The following is an 18,883-nucleotide window of genomic DNA, read 5'->3' as shown; positions in this document are numbered from 1 at the left end:
GTCACGGTGAGGCGGTTCGTGGAATCGCCGCAGCCGGGAGTGGTCCAGCCGTAGGCAAAAGGCATGCCTATGAGATGGACCGTCTTGCCCATGATGGTGAAGGGCCGCAGCCGTATGGTGACCATGGCTATGGCTTCCACCTGTCCGCGGACGCTTTCGATGATGACGCCGTCACCGTTCTTGATGCCCTTTTCCCTGGCAAGTTCCTGGCTCATTTCCACATAGAGCTGAGGCTCGGCCTCAAGCAGATTGGGCACGTTGCGGGTTTCGCCGCCGCCGCACCAGTGTTCCGTCATGCTGTAGGTGGTAAGCACGATGGGGTAGCGCGGGTCGGCCGGAGCCGCGAACTTGTCGAACTCGCTTTCATGGAACTTGAAGCAGGGCGAGGTCAGCTGACTGGAGAAGGGATGCGAGGCCACAGGCGACTCGGCGGGCTCGTAGTGCTCGGGGAAGGGGCCGTCAAGACGTCCCGGTCCGAAGAGCTGACCCGCACCGTCGGTGTTCATGATGAAGGGCAGACGCCCGTTCTTCTCGTCGGCCATGGGCGGCCACGGACCGTCGGGCACGTCGCCCACCCATGCGCCGTCCTTCCACTCGATGACCGCCTTGTCGGGATTCCAGGGCTTGCCCTGAAGGTCCACGGACGCGCGGTTGTAGAGAATGCGACGGTTGATGGGCCAGCACCACGACCAGTTGGGGTAGATGCCGATCTTTGCCTGCATCTCCGTCTGACTGGGATCGCGACGCTTGGACTTGTTGCCTTCCTCTTCCGTCCAGCTGCCCGTATACAGCCAGTTGAGCGAAGAGGTGGAGCCGTCGGCCTGAAGGTTGCCGAAGGCAGGCACGAGCTGTCCGCGCTTGTAGGTCTTGCCGTTGACGACGGTGTCCTTCCAGAAGAAGCCGTTGATGCGCTTCGCCCAGTCGGAGGCATCGAACTTGTCCGCCCAGTTGAGCTTGAGAAGAGGATCGGGGAAGACGCCGCCTTCCTTCCGGTACAGTTCTCTTATGGTGTTGATGAGCGGCACGTAGATGTCGCCGAAGCAGCGGGCTGCGCCCGCAGGCTCCACGGCCTTGTCGAACCACTGCAGCCAGCGGCCGCTGTTGCTGATGGTTCCTTCCTTTTCCACACGGTGCGCGGAGGGCAGCAGGAAGACTTCCGTCTTCTTGCTGGACGGGTCCGCACCCGGGCGGTGCCAGTTGTCCGAGGTTTCGGAGTTATGAATTTCCGCCACCACCAGCCAGTCCAGATGGTCCAGAGCGGCGCGCATCTTGTTGGTGTTAGGGAAACTGTTCATGGGGTTCACGCCGAAAATGAAGCCGCCGCGCATCTTGTCGTTCAGCATGCGGTCCATGGCGTACATGTAGGAATAGTCCTCGCCGTCCTCGCACTTGGGCAGCCAGCCGTAGCAGAAATCATTTTCCGCCGTGGCGGCGTCGCCGAACCAGCCCTTGAGCAGACTGGTCACGTACTTGGGGCGGTTGCTCCACCAGTTGGCGCTGTTGGCGATGTGCGTGACGGGGGTGTTGGCCTTGTTGTATTCCTCCAGAGTCTGCCACTGCGCGAGAGGCGCGTTGTGATAGCCCGGCAGGTTGTGGTACAGCAGCGCATGGTCCGTGGAACCCTGCACGTTGGGTTCGCCGCGCAGAGCATTGATGCCGCCGCCGGCCACGCCGATGTTGCCGAGCAGAAGCTGAATGATGGCCGAGGCACGGATGTTCTGCACGCCCACCGTGTGCTGAGTCCAGCCGATGGCGTACAGAATGGTGCCGGCCTTGTCCGGCTTTCCAGTGGCACAGAAGATCTTGTAGACCTTCATGAGGTTTTCTTCAGATACGCCCGTGATCTTGGAGACGTTCTCCAGAGTGTAGCGGGAGTAGTGCTTTGCCATGACGTTGAATACGCAGCGTTCGTCCTTGAGCGTGAAGTCGCGCACGGGTGCTCCCTGCTCGTCGCGCTTGAAGGCCCAGGAAGAACGGTCGTATGTCCTCTTCTTGGCGTCGTAGCCGCTGAAGAGTCCGTCGTTGAAGTCATACGAATCGGCCAGCACATAGGTCGCGTTGGTGTAGTTCACCACATAGTCCTTGAACCAGCTTCCCGACTCGATGATGTAGTTGATCATGCCTCCGAGGAAGGCAATGTCCGTACCGGAGCGGATCGGCACATGGAAATCGCACCGTGCCGACGTGCGGGAGAACTTGGGGTCGACATGCATGACGGCCGCCCCGGCGTCCTTGGCCCGCATGATCCACTTGAAGGATACGGGATGATGTTCTGCAGCATTGCTGCCCATAATCAGGATGGCATCAGAGTTCTTGATGTCGATCCAGTGATTCGTCATAGCCCCACGTCCGAACGACTCTGCCAGAGCCGGTACAGTCGGGCTGTGTCAGACACGCGCCTGGTGGTCGATATGGACGACCCCCAGGCTGCGCATCGCCTGATGAATGACGGCGCACTCTTCGTTTGAGGCATGAGAGGTGCCCATGCAAAACACGGACTCAAGCCTGTTGACGGTCTGCCCCTTGGCGTTCTTCACGATGAAGTCGTTGTCGCGGGCGGTCTTCACGCGGCGGGCGATCTGTTCGAGCGTCCAGTCCCAGTCCTTTTCCACCCACTTGTCGCTGTAGGGGGCGCGGTACATGGGCTTGGTAAGCCGGTGTTCGCCGGTATACATGGAGAGAAGCGCCGCGCCCTTGGCGCAGAGGCTGCCCTCGTTGACGGGAAAGTCGGGATCGCCTTCCGTGGAAATGAGCTTGCCGTCCTTCACATACGCGATGACCTGGCAGCAGACGGCGCAGAAGGGGCACACGGTGGTGACTTCCTTCGCGCCTTCAATTTTCAGAGACGTGGCGTAGGCCTTCGCCTCCTTCAGATCAAATCCAAAATGGGCGAGCGAAAGGCACATGGCCCCCGCGCCGACCATTTTCAGAAAGCTTCTACGTGTGTACGCCATGAATGAAGCTCCTTAGTGTAGTTAATGGAAAAACTTGATAGTTTCATGAGTTACACGCATGTCCCCGATTCGGGAGCAAGGTACATACATGTTTCTTTCTGCTATAACCTATTTCTGGTCCCATGTCTATTTTCGTGACAATAAAAACTTGTTCGAGAAGCGCGAAATCATGTATGAAAAGCGGAAATTAAGGGGAAAAGGAGGAGGATTGCCGGGATGTCGTCACGCCTGGAAAGAATCCGTGATGCGGAAAAAGAGGGGGGCTTTTTCGTTTTTCAGAAAGGGGACGGCTGCTGGCTTTACCGAGAAGCCGGGCGTGAGTCTTTTTTGCACGTGTTGCCGTGCCGATCCTCCCGGCCCGTTGACGGCAAAAGCGTATGACGGCGTCCACGGCTTGGGGAAGGTCTTTTCCAAGACTTCCCGTATCGGTTCGGCAAGGTGTCCGGCATGCAGGGATGAGCTGCTTCCCGTGTCCCGGCTTGCCTGCGGTCCATGCGGGGGCGATAGAAGCCCTGAGTGCGAGTGTGCCGCTTTTCAGAAAAGCGCAGGTATGAGAAGAAGAGAAGGCGTGTCGAAGCATTGCGGAACGCGAAGGCGGACGCCGGCGGCACGGATATGGGAAGATGCGCATCTTCCGCGGAAAGCGGTGATCTTAGCAGGAGATGCGCAGAGGATTTAAACAAAAAATCCCGGGATGACGCATCCCGGGACCATTGTTTTTCTGGTAGCAAGGGGGAGATTTGAACTCTCGACACTACGGGTATGAACCGTATGCTCTAACCAACTGAGCTACCTTGCCATCGAGAAGAGACAATATACGTTGTTCTCAGATTAGTCAAGCGAATTAAACGCGTCCATGAGAAAAGGCAGAACCTGCTTCTTGCGGCTCATCATGCCGGGCATCCAGTGTTCGGCCAGAGCGTCGGCCCAGGGCGTGTCGGGAGCGCTTTCGTGTTCGTGATAGTCGGAACTGTCCTCTTTGGCATAGGCCGGAGCCACGTTGCGGACCTTGGGCATTCTGTAGGTGTCGAGACGGACGTTGAACGCCTTTTCCGTGACGGACAGATCGCGGGAGGCCACAAGCATCTGCGAGCCTTCCTTCATGATGTCGGTGGCGAGGAACATGACGGTGTGGCAGCCGTGTTCTTCCATGAGCTTGCGGGCGGCCCGGAACAGGTCGGCCTTGATGGGGTCGATCATGCCGGCGTCCATGAGCTCGAGCTGACCTATGCCGACTTTGCGTCCGTTGATGTCGAATTCCTTGTAGTCCCGCTGGAAAAGATTGTCGGCGGAATCGTGCAGATCGGATTTGGCGCGGAACATTTCCATGCCGAGTTCCATGATGTCGTCCACGCCAGCGATTTCCGCAAGCTCCGCCGCGGCACGGCGGTCGGCGTCGGTGGTGGTGGGAGAGCGGAAGAGCACGGTGTCGGACAGAATGGCGCAGAGCATGCCGCCGGCAAGATAGGTGGGAACGTAGCCGCCGTAGAAGTCGTACATGTTCTTCAGAATGGTGTTGCTGCAGCCAACGGGCCATACCCACATTTCCAGAGGGGCGGCCGTGGTCACGTCGCCGAGCTTGTGGTGATCCACGACGGAGACGACGGTGCTGCTGTCGAAGCCCTGCGGAGCCTGGGCGAGATCGGAAAAGTCCACCAGACTCACCTGACGGCCGGCAACGCTTTCCATGATGCGCGGAGGCTTGATGTTGAAGCGCTGCATGACGAAGTTGGTTTCGGGGCTGGTGCTGCCCTGAATTTTGGGGCTGGAGGGCATGCCTCTCTGATTCTGCAGTTCCGCCAGCGCAATGGCGGCGATGACGGAGTCGGTATCGGGATTCTTGTGGCCGAATACCTGAATGCGTTGAGGACGGGAAGGGGAAGCCATGGGAAAACTCCGAATGGGGATGATGGGCGTGTGATGCGTCTCGGCGCAGCAGAAAACGATGCGCCGAGCTTGATAAGGCATAAAAAAAAGTCCAAGAAAAATCCTGGACTTTCTTATTGTTATGGTAGCAAGGGGGAGATTTGAACTCTCGACACTACGGGTATGAACCGTATGCTCTAACCAACTGAGCTACCTTGCCGTGACCCCGGAATCATCCGGCGCAGGAATGTACTTATAGAAAACATTCGCCCTTGGCAAGCATTTTTTTGGCCTTTGGGCAAATTTTTTCAGCGTACCATGAAGAAGTAGACCGGAACGGCCAGGACAAGACGATAGATTGCAAACGGTTTCAAGGTGTTGCGGCCGAGAATGGAAATGAAGATGCGTATGGCCGCGATGGCGGAGAGAAAGGCGACTGCGGAACCGACGATGAAGAAGGGAACGTCGGCGGCCGAAAACAGCGACAGGGATTTCAGCAGATCGTAGCCGGCGGCTCCGATGATGATGGGCACGGCCGCAATGAAGGAGTACTCCGCGGCCACTTCGCGCCGTACGCCAAGAATCATGCCGCCCATGAGCGTGGACGCGGACCGGGAAAAGCCCGGCCACAGGGCAAGGCACTGGAAGCAGCCTATGCCGAAGGCCTGCGCGGCCGAGAGCTGATCAAGAGACTGCACCGGCATGCGATCCTGACGATGGGCGACCATGTGTTCCACCGCCAGCATGAGCAGGGCGCCGCACACGAGGGCGGCGGTCACCGTGGCCGGGGTGAACAGGGATTTGATGAAGCCGTGCAGAAGAAGGCCCAGCACGGAGGCGGGCAGGCTGGTGAGGACAAGAAGCATGATGCCGCGAATACCGGAAAAGGCCCCGGAGCGTTCCGTCGGAAACAGAAGTCCGAAGAAGCGCTTCCAGTAGAGCACGAGCACGGCCAGTATGGCTCCTACCTGAATTACCACCTCGAAAGTGGAGGCCTTCGAGCCGGAGAAGCCCAGGAGATCGGAGGCGATGACGAGGTGACCGGAGGAGGAGATGGGAAGGAACTCGGTGAGTCCTTCCACGAGGCCGAGCATGCCGGCGGTGAGGAGGGAGTCCATGGCGTCAGCTCCTGTTCGTGCCGCTGGAAACGGCCCGTTCGACGAAGGTAAGGGTTTCCGTGTAGAAATTTTCGGATGAGCCGTAGGTGTAGGGAGTAAGCACTCTTGTGCGGTTGGCGCCGACCATGAGGCCGACAATGACCTGCGCCGTGCTTGCGGGCGTGAGCTGCGTGACCGTGCCGTCGGCCACGCCCCTTTGAAGCTGCACTTCAAGCAGATGGTGCACTTCCGCAAATTTGCGGAGCATGATTTCTCTGTCGTCGCTGGCCTTCATGTCGCTGTAGGGAGAGCAGCGCACGAGCACGAGCCAGTTGGTGTGGGGATCGACGGAGAATTCGAGATAGGCGCGGCAGAAGGAGAGCACGCCGGAAAGTCCGTCCGGCGTTCCTTCCGTGGCGGAGCGAAGAACGCGCAGAAAATGTTCGAGGACGTCCATGCCGGCGGCAAAGAACAGCTTTTCCTTGTTGCCGTAATGATGGGTGAGAAGTCCCAGCGCGACGCCCGCCCTGTCGGAGATTTTCTTGAACGTGGTTTCGGCAAAACCGTATTCGCCGAACAGTTCCTTGGCTGCCTGCAGCAGGGCTTCCTTTTTCGTGATGGTTTTCATGTTCATTGTCTTGACTGTGTCCGCCATGGACGGTACGCCTCGGCCTTGCGAAGGCCTCGGCCGTGAAAAAGGTGACGCTCCTCCGTGGACGTTTTTCTGCGCCTGATCTTCGGAAATGTCCGCGGCCGGAGCATGTTTCTGACGGCTTCAGGTTTGCCTCATTGCAGGGATAAAGGCAAGCCGTTTGTTTGCTCAAACAGGCAGAGGGCAGGGCACGCTCTCTAAAACTGGACATCGCCGCCGATCCCCAGTACCCTTGAAGGGATGTCGGAATGTTCCGCGTCTCTCATCATGGAGGATTCATGGCCCGCTGCCTGGCTGTCGTTGCAATTGTCTTATGGTTCGCTCTGCTGTCTCCCTATCCCACGAGCGCCTTTGTTGCGGCCGTCACCGCGGCGCTTACGCTGCCCGTGTATCGGTGGCTGCGTGCGAGAATGTCCAAGACCGGAACCATCGTCTGCTTTTCGGTGGGACTTGTGGTCTGCGTGGTCACGCCCATCAGCATCGTCATAGGCATGGTCGTGCCGCAGGCGCTGGAAGGGGCCAGACGCCTCAGCGCCTGGTGGCAGGACGGGCATCCCATACCTCCCGCCATTTCCTACTATCTCGGAGAGGGATACAGAATTTTTGTGGAGAACGTTCCCAACGCTCAGGAATATCTCGACAAGCTTGAGAGCGATTTCAATGCCGTGGTCAACACGGTGATCAAGAACGTTCTTTCCAAAGGACTGAATCTCGCCGGCGACACCATGGGCATGGTATGGGCCATTTTTCTTTTTATCGTGTTCACCTGTCTCATCGTCGTGTACGCTCCCGCCATCCGCCGGGTCGTGCTTCAGGTGTTTCCCCGGCATGACGACATGGTGGATCGCTTTGTCGCCGTGCTGCACAATGCGAGCCGTTCCGTCTTCATCAGCATCGTGTTCGTGCCCATCATTCAGGGAACGCTCACCGGCATCGGTCTGCGCTTCCTCAATGTTCCCGATCCTGCGTTCTGGGGACTTCTTGCCGTGTTCTCTGCGGTCATTCCGCTCGCCGGAACGGCCATAGTATGGCTTCCCATAACCATATACCTGTGGGCCACGCAGTCTCTCGGTTCTGCGCTCATGCTGCTGGCCTGGGGCAGCATCGTGGTTTCCGGGTCCGACAATCTGCTGCGCCCGTACTTTCTCAAGACGGGCATCGAAGTTTCCATGGTGGTGCTTCTTCTTTCCATCGTGTGCAGCCTTGCCGTATTCGGAGCGGTGGGCATCATTGCCGGACCCGTCATGGTGGCGCTGGCCAGGCAGTGCATGGTGGAAAGCGAGCTGCTTTCCCGAAAGCGCGACGGCATGATGTGAACGCTCCCGGCAGCATGCTGCCGGCCTTTTTTCAGCCTGCAACAAACGGAGTCAGAATAATGGCCATGCTCAATGCGAAATACATTGCCGAACTGGAAGAATACCTGAAGTCCGGCAATCTTGAGGAAGATTTCAAGTGGTCGGTGGAGGAACGCCGCGGAGAAATTCTGGAGTTTCTGGAAAAGCTCATGGACCTCGGCGAGCTTGCGGATGAAACCGCCACGCACATCATTTTCAAGGGACAGCTCGGCGCGCTCATGGGCATGCCCGGAGAAAAGGCGGAGCCAGAAGCACCGACTCCCGCCGTGGAGCAGGGCGCTTCCATGGAACTGCCCCGCAGCTAGCCGTCGGCCGTTCTTTTCCGTCTCCCCGTCGTCATGCCAGGACGCGGGAGGCGGCCTTTTATCCATCCATTGTCGTGATGCCGCCGTGCCTTCAGCAAAAGAAGGTTCGGTGCTCTTTGCGTTCGTTTTCTGTCTGCTGGTGGGAAATTCCTTTGTTTCAGTTCACCGGATGTTTTTGAAACAGGGAAAACGGGCCGCCTTTTCTGCTGCAGAACGCTGTGTGGCGGAGAGCATTTTCGGGAATGACGCGGGAAAAGCGATCGTACGGACGCTGTCGCTTCCCCGCGATTGTCTGAAAAGGCATGATGTGCGTGTCGGCGAACGCGCACAAGCCGTGAAAGGAATGTCGTCGATCAGAGGAAGCGTTTTTTCTCGTGCATGACGTGTGCGGGCCGGTTCGTCTGATGACGGATAGTGGGCGAGGCAAACGTTTCTGCCTCGAGAACGGAGATGCTGGGGAATTGGTCGCCTGCTCTGGCAAGGAAGGAAAGGGAGGTGCGCGGCCGGGCCTCAGAGGGAGGCGTTCCGCACAAGAATGCCGCAGAACGCTCCGCCGAGCAGAGTATGGCGGGAAAGCACGGAAAAACGTTTTCTCTCCTGGTAAAGAATGCCTTCCATGCCGCCCTGTTTCTCCAGCACGCAGCACGACACGGCATGTCGGAGTGGAGCAAAAAGCAGGACGGACGGCCATTCCAGATTGCGTTCCGGCGTCTTGAAGTCAAAAAAGAACGTGTGCCCGGCTTCGGTGCAGAGTCGGGAAAAAAGGCGCTGCTGCTCCGAACCGTCGAGAAGGCTCAGGGCAAAGCCGCAGACGGCCAGAACTTTGTTTCGTTCGGGCGGAAGAACCGGATCGTCGGAAGGGCGTCGGTAAGCGGATGACCTGCATGAAAGAGGTACGGGGCCGAAGTCCGTAGCGTCATGCGCACCAAGACGGCGGGCGGCCTCCTCCGCGAAGGGACGCCCGCATTCTGCGAGCCGCGACAGAAGAAGGGCGGCAGAACGTAACGGCATCAGTCGTCTGTTTCCTGGTAGGTGGCCGACTGCACGGGGGTTTCTCCCACCGTCATGCTGTGCATGCGCACCGGCAGGGAGGCGAGACGTTCCCTCATCCTGACGTACAGATAACGGGCAAGATTTTCCGACGAGGGATTGATGACGTCAAACGGCGGCAGTTCGTTGAGATACTTGTGATCGATGGTCGCAAGCTCCGCCCGCAGCTCTTTTTTCAGCGAGGTGAAGTCCGCCACGAGTTCGGTGTCGGGAGTGAGGGTTTCACCTTCCACGACCATTTCCACAAGATAGTTGTGACCGTGCAGATCTTCGCACTTGCCCTGATAGTGACGCAGCGCGTGAGCGGCAGCAAAGTCGCCGCGTATGGTGAGTCTCCATATGGCTTTCTTCATGATGTCTCCTTGCTCTTGAGTGGATGGCGGGCAGTCCTGCACGGTGTCGGTCTTTCCTGCGTTCCCTGATGTCGTCCGAGAAACATGAGAAGGCTCCGTAGCCGGGCTGCGGACACAACACACGATTTTCCGGGAGCAGATACCCTTCATGCTTCCGGCGCGTCCGGCATGCGTCGGGCGGGAAGAGAACGGAAATGCATCCGGGGGGCGCCTAAGGTACGGCCGGATCTCTTCTCCGGTTCACCGGACGGAGATCCGACCGCCTTTTATTGTCTGAGAGCCAGCCGCGCCTTGGCCCAGGCGTCCATGTCCTTGTTGAGCTGGGGGCTGGCCTGCACTCTCCAGCGCGGACCGAGCTCCATGATGCAGCTGCGGTTGTTGAGTTCGAACTGAATCTGCACGGAGGAGGTTCCCTTGTGTTTTTCCAGGATGGCCTTGAACTCCGCAATGTCGGCGTCTCCCGTGCAGGTGACGGGGTAGGGGAAGAGCACCGGATGGTCGCTGTTCATGCAGGCTTCGAGCAGCGGGCGTGCCGAGTCGCACAGCAGCTTGATTTCCCTGGCGGCGTTTTCTTCGTCATCATCGTCGTCGTAGTCGTCGTCATCTCTGGCGTCCACGGTGCCCACAAGTTCTATGAGAGGCCGTTCCGCGTGCAGCGTTTCCTTGATGGCTGCGTAGGTCTTGGGGAAGATGGTGACTTCGGCATGCCCCGTCAGATCCTCCACCTGCACGAAGGCCATCTTGTCGCCCTTTCTGGTGATGAACTCCTTGAGCCCGGTCACGAGAACGCCCGTCTTTACGGAGCCCTTGCCGAGTTCGCTGATTTCCTCGAGCGTGAGCAGACCGAGTCTCTGCATGTCGCGACGGAAGGGCTGAAGCGGATGGCTGGTCAGGTAAAAGCCCAGAGAGTCCTTTTCAAAGGTCAGCTTCTGGTCGTCGTCCCATTCCGGAGTGTCCTGTTCCTCGCAGGGGAAGCCTATGCCGGGCATGGGGGTCGCCTCCACGGAAGGCGAGAAGGCCAGAAGGGAAATCTGGGCCGAGTTCTTCTCCTTCTGCTTTTTCTGTGCTCTGGCCACCACGTTGTCGAGACTGGCCAGCATGCCCGCACGGCTTACGCCGAAGCAGTCGCAGGCCCCGCCCTTGATGAGGCTTTCAAGAACGCGCTTGGTCACCTTTCGCAGATTCACGCGCGTGCAAAGATCGAGCAGCGATTTGTAGGGGCCTTCCTCCTCCCGGGAACGGACGATCTCGTTGATGGCTTCGTCGCCGACGTTCTTCACGCCGCCGAGACCGTAGACGATGGAAGCTCCGCTCGGGGTGAAGGAGCGCAGGCTTATCTGCACGTTGGGCGGCAGAACGTCGATGTTCATGTCGCGGCAGGCGGCAATGTAGTTGAGGATCTTGTCCTGGTTGCCTATTTCCGAGGAAAGGAGGGCGGCCATGAACTCGACCTTGAAGTAATACTTCAGGAATGCCGTTACATAAGTAATGTAGGCATAGGCTGCGGAATGCGCCTTGTTGAAGCCGTATTCCGCGAATTTTTCCATAAGGTCGAAAATTTCGTTGGCCTTTTCCTTGGCGACGCCGCGTTCGGACGCTCCCTTGAGGAAAATGTCGCGCTGCTTGGCCATTTCCTCGGCCTTTTTCTTGCCCATGGCCCGTCGCAGAAGGTCTGCTCCGCCGAGCGTGTACTTGGCGGTGATCTGCGCGATCTGCATGACCTGTTCCTGATAGACGATGACGCCGTAGGTGTCCTTCAGGCAGGATTCAAGTTCCGGCAGAGGGTAGGAAACCTCGATTTCTCCGTGCTTGCGTTTGATGAATTCGTCGACCATGCCCGAGTTGAGCGGGCCGGGACGGTACAGGGCGAGCATAGCCACAAGATCTTCAAAGCCGGAGGGCTTGAGCATGCGCAGGTATTTGCGCATGCCTGTGCTTTCCAGCTGAAACACGCCGTCGGTATCGCCGCGGGACAGAAGATCGTACACGTTCTGATCATCCGTGGACAGATTTTCCATGTCCGGGGCTTCCTTGCCCTGCTGGAGAATGTTCTTCACCGCGTTGGAAATGACGGTCATGGTGCGCAGCCCGAGGAAGTCGAACTTCACAAGGCCGACCTTCTCCACGAATTTCATGTCGAATGCGGCGATCTGTTCGCCCTTTCGTCCGGCAAAGAGCGGAAGATATTCTTCCATGGGCCTGTCGGACACCACCACGCCAGCGGCATGGGTGGAGGCGTGGCGCGTCAGGCCTTCCAGACGAAGGGAAATGTCGATGAGCTTTCTGACTTCCGGCTTCGTCTTGTACTCGTCCGCCAGCTCGGGCACCGTGTCGAGCGCTTTTTGGAGCGTCATCTTGAGATCGGCGGGAATCATCTTGGCGATGCGCGTCGTCTCATTGAACGGGATGCCCATGGCGCGGCCTACGTCCTTGACCACGGCCTTGGCCTTCATCTTTCCGAAGGCCGCGATCTGCGACACCTTGTCCTTGCCGTATTTCCGGGTGACGTACTCGAGCACTTCAAGGCGCCTGTCTTCGCAGAAGTCCACGTCGATATCGGGCATGCTGACGCGTTCGACGTTGAGGAAGCGTTCAAAGAAGAGCTTGTTGGGCAGAGGGTCGATGGATGTGATGCGAAGTGCCCACGCCGCCACGGAACCGGCGGCTGAGCCGCGGCCCGGACCTACGGGAATGCCGTTGTTCTTGGCCCAGTTGATGTAGTCCTGCACGATGAGGAAATAGCCGGGAAAGCCCATGTCGCAGATGACCTTGAGCTCCATTTCCAGCCTGTCCCGGTATTCCTGCGGATTGATGGTATCCTTGTGAGGATGCTTTTCCAGGCGCTTTTCCAGACCTTCCCTGGCCATGCGGCAGAATTCGTCTGCCAGAGTGACGCCTTCGGGCAGATCGTAGACGGGGAAATGGTAGGGCGGCGCATGAAGCTGAATTTCAAGATGGCAGCACTGATCCGCGATCTTGAGCGTGTTTTCCATGGCGTCGCGGGGAATGCCCTCCAGCCCGGCGAGCATTTCCTCTTCCGACTTGTAGTAGAGGTCCCGGGCTTCGAAGCGGAAGCGCTTGGGATCGTCCACCTTTGCCTGCGTCTGTATGCAGAGCAGAATGTCGTGGGCCTCCACGTCGTCGGCGTTGAGGTAATGGCAGTCGTTGGTGGCGACGAGGGGCAGCTTCGTGGCTTCGGCAAGCTTCAGAATGCCTTCGTTGACTCTGGCCTGCTCGGGAAGACTGTTGGCCTGCACTTCCAGGTAGAAGCGTTCGGGAAAGAGAGCGGCGTATTCCTTTGCTATGGCTACGGCGTCGTCGAAGGTGCCGCCGCCCGTGATGAGCTTGTTGCTGCCGAGCAGCGTGCGGGGAATTTCGCCCGCCACGCAGGCGGAAAGCGCCACGAGACCGTCGGTGCATCCGTAAAGCATTTTCTTGTCTATGCGCGGCTTGTAGTGAAAGCCGTCGAGCCAGCTGCGGCTGACAAGATGCATGAGGTTGCGGTATCCGGTGGGATTCTGCGCCAGAAGTATGAGGTGATGGCGCACTCTGGCAAAGTCGGAGGTCTTGTCCTTGTGATCACGCGTGACATAGACCTCGCAGCCGATGATGGGGGGAATGCCCACGTCCTTGCAGGCGGAGTAGAAGTAGGCCGTGCCGAAAAGGTTGCCGTGATCCGTGATGGCGGCAGCGGGCATGCCGAGGGCCTTGGCCTTCTGCGCCAGATCGGCGACGCGGATGGCGCCGTCAAGGAGACTGAACTCCGTGTGACAGTGTAGATGAACAAAATTCGACATGGTGACTCCGATGATACATCCGTGCCAAGTACGTAGCACAGGGGGCAGTTTCCGTAAAGCGCGGGGAGGGACCTTGCGAACCCGGACAACACTTGCCTCCGGCACATTCAGCGGCTAGTATCGGGCAAATTCTGCTAAGGAGACGTTTTCTTGTTCGACATTCTCGAAAGTCTTTTCACCGGCACGCTCAGCGGCGTGATCATCATGGTGCTGGTTTCGGCCGCCATCATTTTTTTCCTGCGGGCGCTCTACGGCCCGAAAGGTTTTTTGCGCGATCCCCGCTGGGATGAAAGCAACAGACGCATCCGTCAGAAGGAGGCCGAGGACAGAGAGCGCCGGCTCAAGGAATGGCAGAAGAGGGGAGAGCAGGATGAACATTGATCTTTCCGCTCACCGTCGGCGCTTTCTCGAGTATGTCGACGGCTTTCGGGATGTGCCGGATGCGGCGCCTCTCCGTCTCAAGGTAGAGCATACGTTTCGGGTCGTGGACCACGCCGAAGTCATTGTCGATTCTCTTGCCGCAGATGAGAAGGAACGTGCCTGGGCTCTTCGTGACGACGTCTGCCGGGCTGCCGTGCTTGCGGCGCTCTATCATGACTGCGGACGTTTTCCGCAGTTTCGGCAGTTCCGCACGTTTCTGGACGCAAGGTCGGTCAATCACGCGGCGCTGAGCTTTCGGACCCTGCGGGACGAAGGCTTTTTGAAGGATGAGGAGCTCCGGGTTGTTCATCTGGCGTGCTGCGCCGTGCTGCTGCACAACCGCTACGCGCTTTCACCTCTGCTTGCCCCGGAAGCCCGTTTCGTGACCGACGTGGTGAGGGACAGCGACAAGCTGGACATTTTTCGCGTCATGGTCAGCTACCTCGACAACGCCCTGCCGGAAAGGGACGCCGTGCTTCTTCATGTGAAGGACGATCCCGGCTGCTGGACGTCCAAAGTGGCGGACGACGTTTTGGCAGGCCGCGTCGCCAGGTATACGGATCTTCATTTCGTCAACGACTTCCGTCTGCTGCTCGGCACCTGGATGCTTGAGCTGCGCTTTTCCGCCACAAGGCGCGCTCTGGCCGAAAGCGGACTTATGGAAAAGGTTCTTGAAGGGTTGCCCGATGATCCGCAACTGCGTCCCGCGAAGGATAAACTTCATGCTTTGCTTGAACAGTGCCGGAACGGCCGAGGAGCGGACGACTGATGCGCATTCTTTTTCTCGGCGACGTGGTGGGCAAGGCGGGGAGACTCGCCGTCAAGCAGTATCTTCCGGAACTTTTTGAGGAGCTGTCGTTCGATGTGGTCATTGCCAACGGGGAGAACATTGCCGGAGGCATGGGCATGACGTCGGACACGCTGGATGAATTGTTTGCCGCAGGCGTGGATCTTGTGACTGCGGGCAATCATGTGTGGCGTCACAGGGAGATTTTTTCCCGGCTGGACAGAGACCGGCGCATCGTCCGCCCCTTCAATTACCCGGAAGGGGCGCCGGGACGGGGATATGTGGTGCACACGCTCCCGGACGGACGCCGACTGGCCGTGATCAACCTGCTCGGCACCGTGTTCATGGATCCGCTTCCCTGCCCGTTCCGGGCGGTGCTGAACTGGCTTGAAGGCACTTCCCGTCCGGCGTCCGCCGCGCAGGGCCCGGACCTTTTTGCTTTGCACAAGGGCGACAAAGATGCTACGACAGCCGAAGAGAGGCGTGTCGGGGCGCATGAGCTCGACGACGTTGTCGTCCGCATCGTGGATTTTCATGCCGAAACCACGGGCGAGAAGAAAACCATGGGCTGGGCTCTGGACGGCAGGGTGAGCGCGGTCATCGGCACGCATACGCATGTGCAGACCGCCGATGCCCAGATACTCCCCTGCGGCACGGCCTACATAAGCGACGCGGGCATGTGCGGAGTGGAGCAGTCGTCGCTCGGCATGGACTTCGAGCCTGTGCTCGCCCGCTTTCTCACGCGCATGCCGCATCCCTTCAAGCCTGCGAAAGGCCCCGTTTCCCTGAACGGCGTCTATGTCGACGTCGACGACGACACGGGACTGGCCAGAGAAATTCGTGCCGTCAGATCTCACTGCCCGCGCTCTTCAAGAAGCGGTGTGGAACAGAGCTGAACGGGGCTTGTGTTTTTGTCTGAGAAGCGTACCTTCTCCCCATTCCATTTTAGATCAGAGAGGATGTAGTTATGAAGAAGCTGATGGCTGCCAACTGGAAGATGTACAAAACCGGCGCCGAGGCCGTGGAAACCGTGCAGGCAATGGCCGGACTTTTGAACGGTCAGGCTCCTGAAGGTCGTGAAATCGTGATTTTCGTGCCCTTTACCGCGCTTGAAAGAGCCTGCGGCGCCATGGAAGCCATCAAGGGCGCAGCCTGCGGCGCCGAAGACGTGTATCCCGCCGCGGAAGGCGCGTTCACCGGCGAGATTTCCCCCGCCATGATCAGGGCCTGCGGCGCGTCCTGGGTGCTGACCGGCCATTCCGAACGTCGTCACGTCATCGGCGAAAGCGACAGCTTTGTGGGCGAAAAGACGGCCTTTGCCCTGGCCAACGGCCTGCGCGTCATGCTCTGCATCGGCGAAACGCTGGAAGAGCGCGAAGCCGGCCTTCTCCGCAATGTGCTTGAACGCCAGCTCAAGCTCGGCCTGAAGAACGTGCCCGCCGACACTCCCGCCGAAGCTCTCGCCATCGCCTACGAACCCGTGTGGGCCATAGGTACCGGCAAGACCGCCACCACCGACGACATCGTGGAAACCCACGCCATCTGCCGTTCCCTCATGCGTGAGGTTCTCGGCGACAAGGCCGACAAGACTCCTCTTCTGTACGGCGGCAGCGTGAAGCCCGCCAACGCCGGAAGCATCCTTGCTCTTGACAATGTGGACGGTGTGCTGGTAGGAGGAGCTTCTTTGAAGGCTGACAGCTTTACTCAGATCATCAATGCCTAGTTAAGGAGCTTTTCGCGTGCAGACAGCCATCCTGACTCTTCATGTTATCGTATGCATCATCCTTGTCGTGCTGGTGCTTCTCCAGTCCGGCCGTGAAGGCATGGGCGTCATTTTCGGCGGCGGAGGCAACAGCTCCGTGTTCGGCAGTGCCGGTGCGGGCGGTGTTCTCGCCAAGCTGACCACGTTCCTTGCCGTCATTTTCATCTGCACTTCTCTGGGCTACAACATCATGACGAGCTCCACCCGTACGTCTCAGGAGTCCGTGCTTGATGTGCAGTTCGAAGAGGTTCCCGCTCCGGTGGCCGACACTGCACCTGCCGCGCCCGCTGCGCCCGCCGCACAGACTACGGAAGCCGCTCCTGCTCCCGCCGAAGCTCAGGCTCCGGCTGAACAGCCTGCCGCTCCCGCGGCTCAGCAGGCCGCTCCTGCCGAAGCCGCCAAGTAGTAAACAGATCACCATGTTGCCGAAAAGAGCGTTCCGGTGGGGACGCTCTTTTTGCTTTAATGCGGCGTTTTCGTGCCGACGCACGTTCTTTCGGGAAAAGAAGGAAAGGGCGTGTCGGCGACGCGTTGCTGGAACGTTTGGAGAAGGGGAAAGAATCAAAACGTAAGAGATGTCGCGCGCAGTGCCGTCTCAGAGTCTTTTGTTCCGCCGGAACGGGAGGCCATGCCGTCTTCCTTCCCGGACAAGAGAGGCGCAAAGGGAATGAAAAAAGCGGCATGACGCTTCGGCATGGTCGACGGCCTGCATGAGAGGGCGCTCAGCTTCTGCAAGCGAAGATGGAGCCGGGACAGACAGTTCTGGACGCACGCCGTCCGCCCTCGAAGAGGAGCGGGGCGAGGCCTTTTTCTTTTGCCGAGAAACTGACGGTGCTTTCCTCCATGTTCCGAAGAACGACCGGGATGCCGGAGCGGAAAAGGGCACGCGTTCACGTTTTTCGGGCGACCTTCGTACCATTGACAATCCTTGAGGGGCTCTTTTATAGGTCTTGGCAGCCTGACGGCTTCCGTGAAGGGCGGCGGTCCGCCGAATGTCCGGGGCTGTAAATCTTCAAGTGATGGTTTAATTATGGCGAGATACTATCTGGCGGAGCAGGTCGCGCTGCAGCACTCTTCTTCCATCGACTACGCGCGCGAGTTTCTGTTCAATGCTCTGAACATCGGTGAGGAAATGCTCATCAGCGGAGCCGAGGTCAGTCGTGTGGAGGACAGCGTTCGACGCATCTGCCTGGCCTACGGTGCGGAGAAGGTGGATGTGTTCACCATTACCTCGGCCATCGTGGTGACTGTGTACTCTCCCATGTTCGGAGCAGTGACGCAGACAAGGCGCATCACGTCCACCAGGTACGATCTGTTCAAGCTTGCGAGGCTCAATGCCCTTTCCCGCCGCATATGTGAGGAAATGCCTCTTTTCGAGGTGGTGGAAAATGAGCTTGAAGAAATACGAACGGGGACGCCCCAGTATTCCTTTGGGACCATGCTGGCCATACATGCCCTGATATCCGCGTCCTTCACGTTGTTTTTCGGAGGCTCCTGGCTGGATGCCGCGGCCTCGGCCGTCATCGGTCTGTTTCTGAAGTACATGGATTCCGTATCCCGCCTCCTTCAGCTGCCGTCCACCGTGGCCGCTGTTCTGTGGTCGTTTGCGGGCGGCTGTCTCGCCCTTTTCTTTGTGTCCGTCGGCTTCGGATGCTCTGCCGAGAAGATCAGCATCGGCAACATCATGCTGCTTATTCCCGGAATGCAGCTCACGAACTCCATACGTGACGTTTTCAACGGAGACACGCTGTCTGCGCTTCTTGGATTCTGCAACGCCTTCGTTCTGGCCGCGCTCATCGCCTTCGGCTTTGCGCTGCCTACCCTTATCTGGTGATGCCCCATGATCATTCCCGACTGGCTCATTCAGCTTGTGACGGCCTTTACCGGCGCTCTCGGCTTCGCCGTGCTTTTTAACGTGCAGTCCGCCAGACTTTTCTGGGCCGGACTCGGAGGCCTGATAGGATGGGCGGCCTATCTTGCCCTCGGAGAGTGGTATCAAAGCGACGTCATACGCTTTTTCCTCGCCTCCGCCTGCTTCACCGTGTACGCCGAGCCTCTGTCCCGCCTGAAAAAAACGCCTACTACGGTGTTTCTTGTCCCGGCCGCCATTCCCATGGTGCCCGGCGCTTCGCTGTATCGATCCATGAGCTTTGCCGTGAGCGGACATTGGAGCGCCTTTGCCCAGCAGATTCTCTACACGCTGCTTCTTGCTGCGGCCATAGCTGCCGGCATGGTATGCGCCATGACGCTCCTTCACATCACAAGAATGCTGATGCGGGGAATCCGTCAGGTGAGGCCTTCTCGTATAAAGTGATGCAACATACTGAAAAATAATATATTTTTTATAAAAATCGATAAAATGATTTTTTTTGAGAAAAATGCTTGACGAGGAGGGGTGATTTCTCTATAAAGACACCTGCGTCAAGCGAGTGGGTCACTAGCTCAATTGGTAGAGCAGTTGACTCTTAATCAATTGGTTCGGAGT

General features: G+C 58.5%; 17 protein-coding genes and 2 tRNA genes. 11 read left to right on the top strand and 8 right to left on the bottom strand.

The annotated features are described in order from the left end of the window. From fdnG to QZZ60_RS05500, 6 genes are all read right to left on the bottom strand, one after another. Positions 1–2,954: formate dehydrogenase-N subunit alpha (fdnG, locus tag QZZ60_RS05525; protein WP_295638946.1), on the bottom strand; the 2,954-nt coding region annotated here is incomplete at its 3' end. A 722-nt stretch (positions 2,955–3,676) separates the two neighbouring features. Next, positions 3,677–3,753, bottom strand: a tRNA-Met gene (locus tag QZZ60_RS05520). Between the two features lie 32 nt (positions 3,754–3,785). Next, a complete protein-coding gene (locus QZZ60_RS05515; RefSeq protein WP_295638944.1) occupies positions 3,786–4,841 on the bottom strand; it encodes a manganese-dependent inorganic pyrophosphatase in 1,056 nt (351 codons plus the stop codon). Positions 4,842–4,963: 122 nt separating this feature from the next. Then, positions 4,964–5,040 (bottom strand) — tRNA-Met (locus QZZ60_RS05510). A gap of 88 nt (positions 5,041–5,128) precedes the next feature. Continuing rightward, the gene (locus QZZ60_RS05505; RefSeq protein WP_295638941.1) at positions 5,129–5,938 is read right to left on the bottom strand and encodes an undecaprenyl-diphosphate phosphatase; all 810 of its coding nucleotides are present in this window, start codon (positions 5,936–5,938) and stop codon (positions 5,129–5,131) included. A 4-nt stretch (positions 5,939–5,942) separates the two neighbouring features. Continuing rightward, positions 5,943–6,551: a TetR/AcrR family transcriptional regulator gene (locus tag QZZ60_RS05500; protein ID WP_295638950.1), complete on the bottom strand. Its 609-nt coding sequence runs from the start codon at positions 6,549–6,551 to the stop codon at positions 5,943–5,945. A gap of 296 nt (positions 6,552–6,847) precedes the next feature. Between QZZ60_RS05500 and QZZ60_RS05495 the strand changes: the two genes are divergently transcribed. From QZZ60_RS05495 to QZZ60_RS05480, 4 genes are all read left to right on the top strand, one after another. Then, the gene (locus tag QZZ60_RS05495) at positions 6,848–7,885 is read left to right on the top strand and encodes an AI-2E family transporter (RefSeq protein WP_295638939.1); all 1,038 of its coding nucleotides are present in this window, start codon (positions 6,848–6,850) and stop codon (positions 7,883–7,885) included. A 65-nt stretch (positions 7,886–7,950) separates the two neighbouring features. Further along, positions 7,951–8,229 carry a hypothetical protein gene (locus QZZ60_RS05490; RefSeq protein ID WP_294446900.1) on the top strand — a complete coding sequence of 93 codons (279 nt, stop codon included), beginning with the start codon at positions 7,951–7,953 and terminating at the stop codon, positions 8,227–8,229. Positions 8,230–8,314: 85 nt separating this feature from the next. After that, a complete protein-coding gene (locus QZZ60_RS05485) occupies positions 8,315–8,611 on the top strand; it encodes a hypothetical protein (protein ID WP_295638936.1) in 297 nt (98 codons plus the stop codon). 272 nt (positions 8,612–8,883) lie between these two features. Continuing rightward, positions 8,884–9,108 (top strand): hypothetical protein, encoded by a 225-nt coding sequence (locus QZZ60_RS05480; RefSeq protein WP_295638933.1) that lies wholly within the window; start codon positions 8,884–8,886, stop codon positions 9,106–9,108. A 131-nt stretch (positions 9,109–9,239) separates the two neighbouring features. On the opposite strand, the gene QZZ60_RS05475 is transcribed toward QZZ60_RS05480, so the two are convergent. Then, positions 9,240–9,632 carry a 6-carboxytetrahydropterin synthase gene (locus tag QZZ60_RS05475; protein ID WP_295638930.1) on the bottom strand — a complete coding sequence of 131 codons (393 nt, stop codon included), beginning with the start codon at positions 9,630–9,632 and terminating at the stop codon, positions 9,240–9,242. 266 nt (positions 9,633–9,898) lie between these two features. Further along, positions 9,899–13,429: a DNA polymerase III subunit alpha gene (dnaE, locus tag QZZ60_RS05470; RefSeq protein WP_295638926.1), complete on the bottom strand. Its 3,531-nt coding sequence runs from the start codon at positions 13,427–13,429 to the stop codon at positions 9,899–9,901. A 150-nt stretch (positions 13,430–13,579) separates the two neighbouring features. Between dnaE and QZZ60_RS05465 the strand changes: the two genes are divergently transcribed. The 7 genes from QZZ60_RS05465 to QZZ60_RS05435 all read left to right on the top strand — a co-directional run bounded on the left by QZZ60_RS05465 (position 13,580) and on the right by QZZ60_RS05435 (position 18,712). Further along, positions 13,580–13,810 (top strand): hypothetical protein, encoded by a 231-nt coding sequence (locus QZZ60_RS05465; protein ID WP_295638924.1) that lies wholly within the window; start codon positions 13,580–13,582, stop codon positions 13,808–13,810. Next, entirely contained in the window at positions 13,800–14,618 is an 819-nt protein-coding gene (locus QZZ60_RS05460) for an HD domain-containing protein (protein ID WP_295638921.1), read from the top strand. The genes QZZ60_RS05465 and QZZ60_RS05460 overlap by 11 nt, the downstream gene beginning before the upstream one ends. Then, positions 14,618–15,532, top strand: a complete 915-nt coding sequence (locus QZZ60_RS05455; protein ID WP_295638918.1) for a TIGR00282 family metallophosphoesterase — start codon at positions 14,618–14,620, stop codon at positions 15,530–15,532. Before QZZ60_RS05460 ends, QZZ60_RS05455 begins: the two co-directional genes overlap by 1 nt. A gap of 71 nt (positions 15,533–15,603) precedes the next feature. Next, positions 15,604–16,359, top strand: a complete 756-nt coding sequence (tpiA, locus tag QZZ60_RS05450) for a triose-phosphate isomerase (RefSeq protein WP_295638915.1) — start codon at positions 15,604–15,606, stop codon at positions 16,357–16,359. Between the two features lie 16 nt (positions 16,360–16,375). Then, positions 16,376–16,804, top strand: a complete 429-nt coding sequence (gene secG, locus QZZ60_RS05445; protein ID WP_295638912.1) for a preprotein translocase subunit SecG — start codon at positions 16,376–16,378, stop codon at positions 16,802–16,804. A gap of 624 nt (positions 16,805–17,428) precedes the next feature. Then, positions 17,429–18,232 (top strand): threonine/serine exporter family protein, encoded by an 804-nt coding sequence (locus QZZ60_RS05440; protein ID WP_295638910.1) that lies wholly within the window; start codon positions 17,429–17,431, stop codon positions 18,230–18,232. 6 nt (positions 18,233–18,238) lie between these two features. Then, on the top strand, positions 18,239–18,712 hold the full coding sequence (locus QZZ60_RS05435; protein WP_295638907.1) for a threonine/serine exporter family protein: 474 nt from the start codon (positions 18,239–18,241) through the stop codon (positions 18,710–18,712). The last annotated feature ends 171 nt before the right edge of the window (positions 18,713–18,883 follow it).

This window comes from uncultured Mailhella sp., assembly GCF_905187505.1.
In the GTDB taxonomy this organism is placed as follows: Bacteria; Desulfobacterota; Desulfovibrionia; order Desulfovibrionales; family Desulfovibrionaceae; genus Mailhella.
This window is presented reverse-complemented; position numbering and strand designations above follow the sequence as displayed.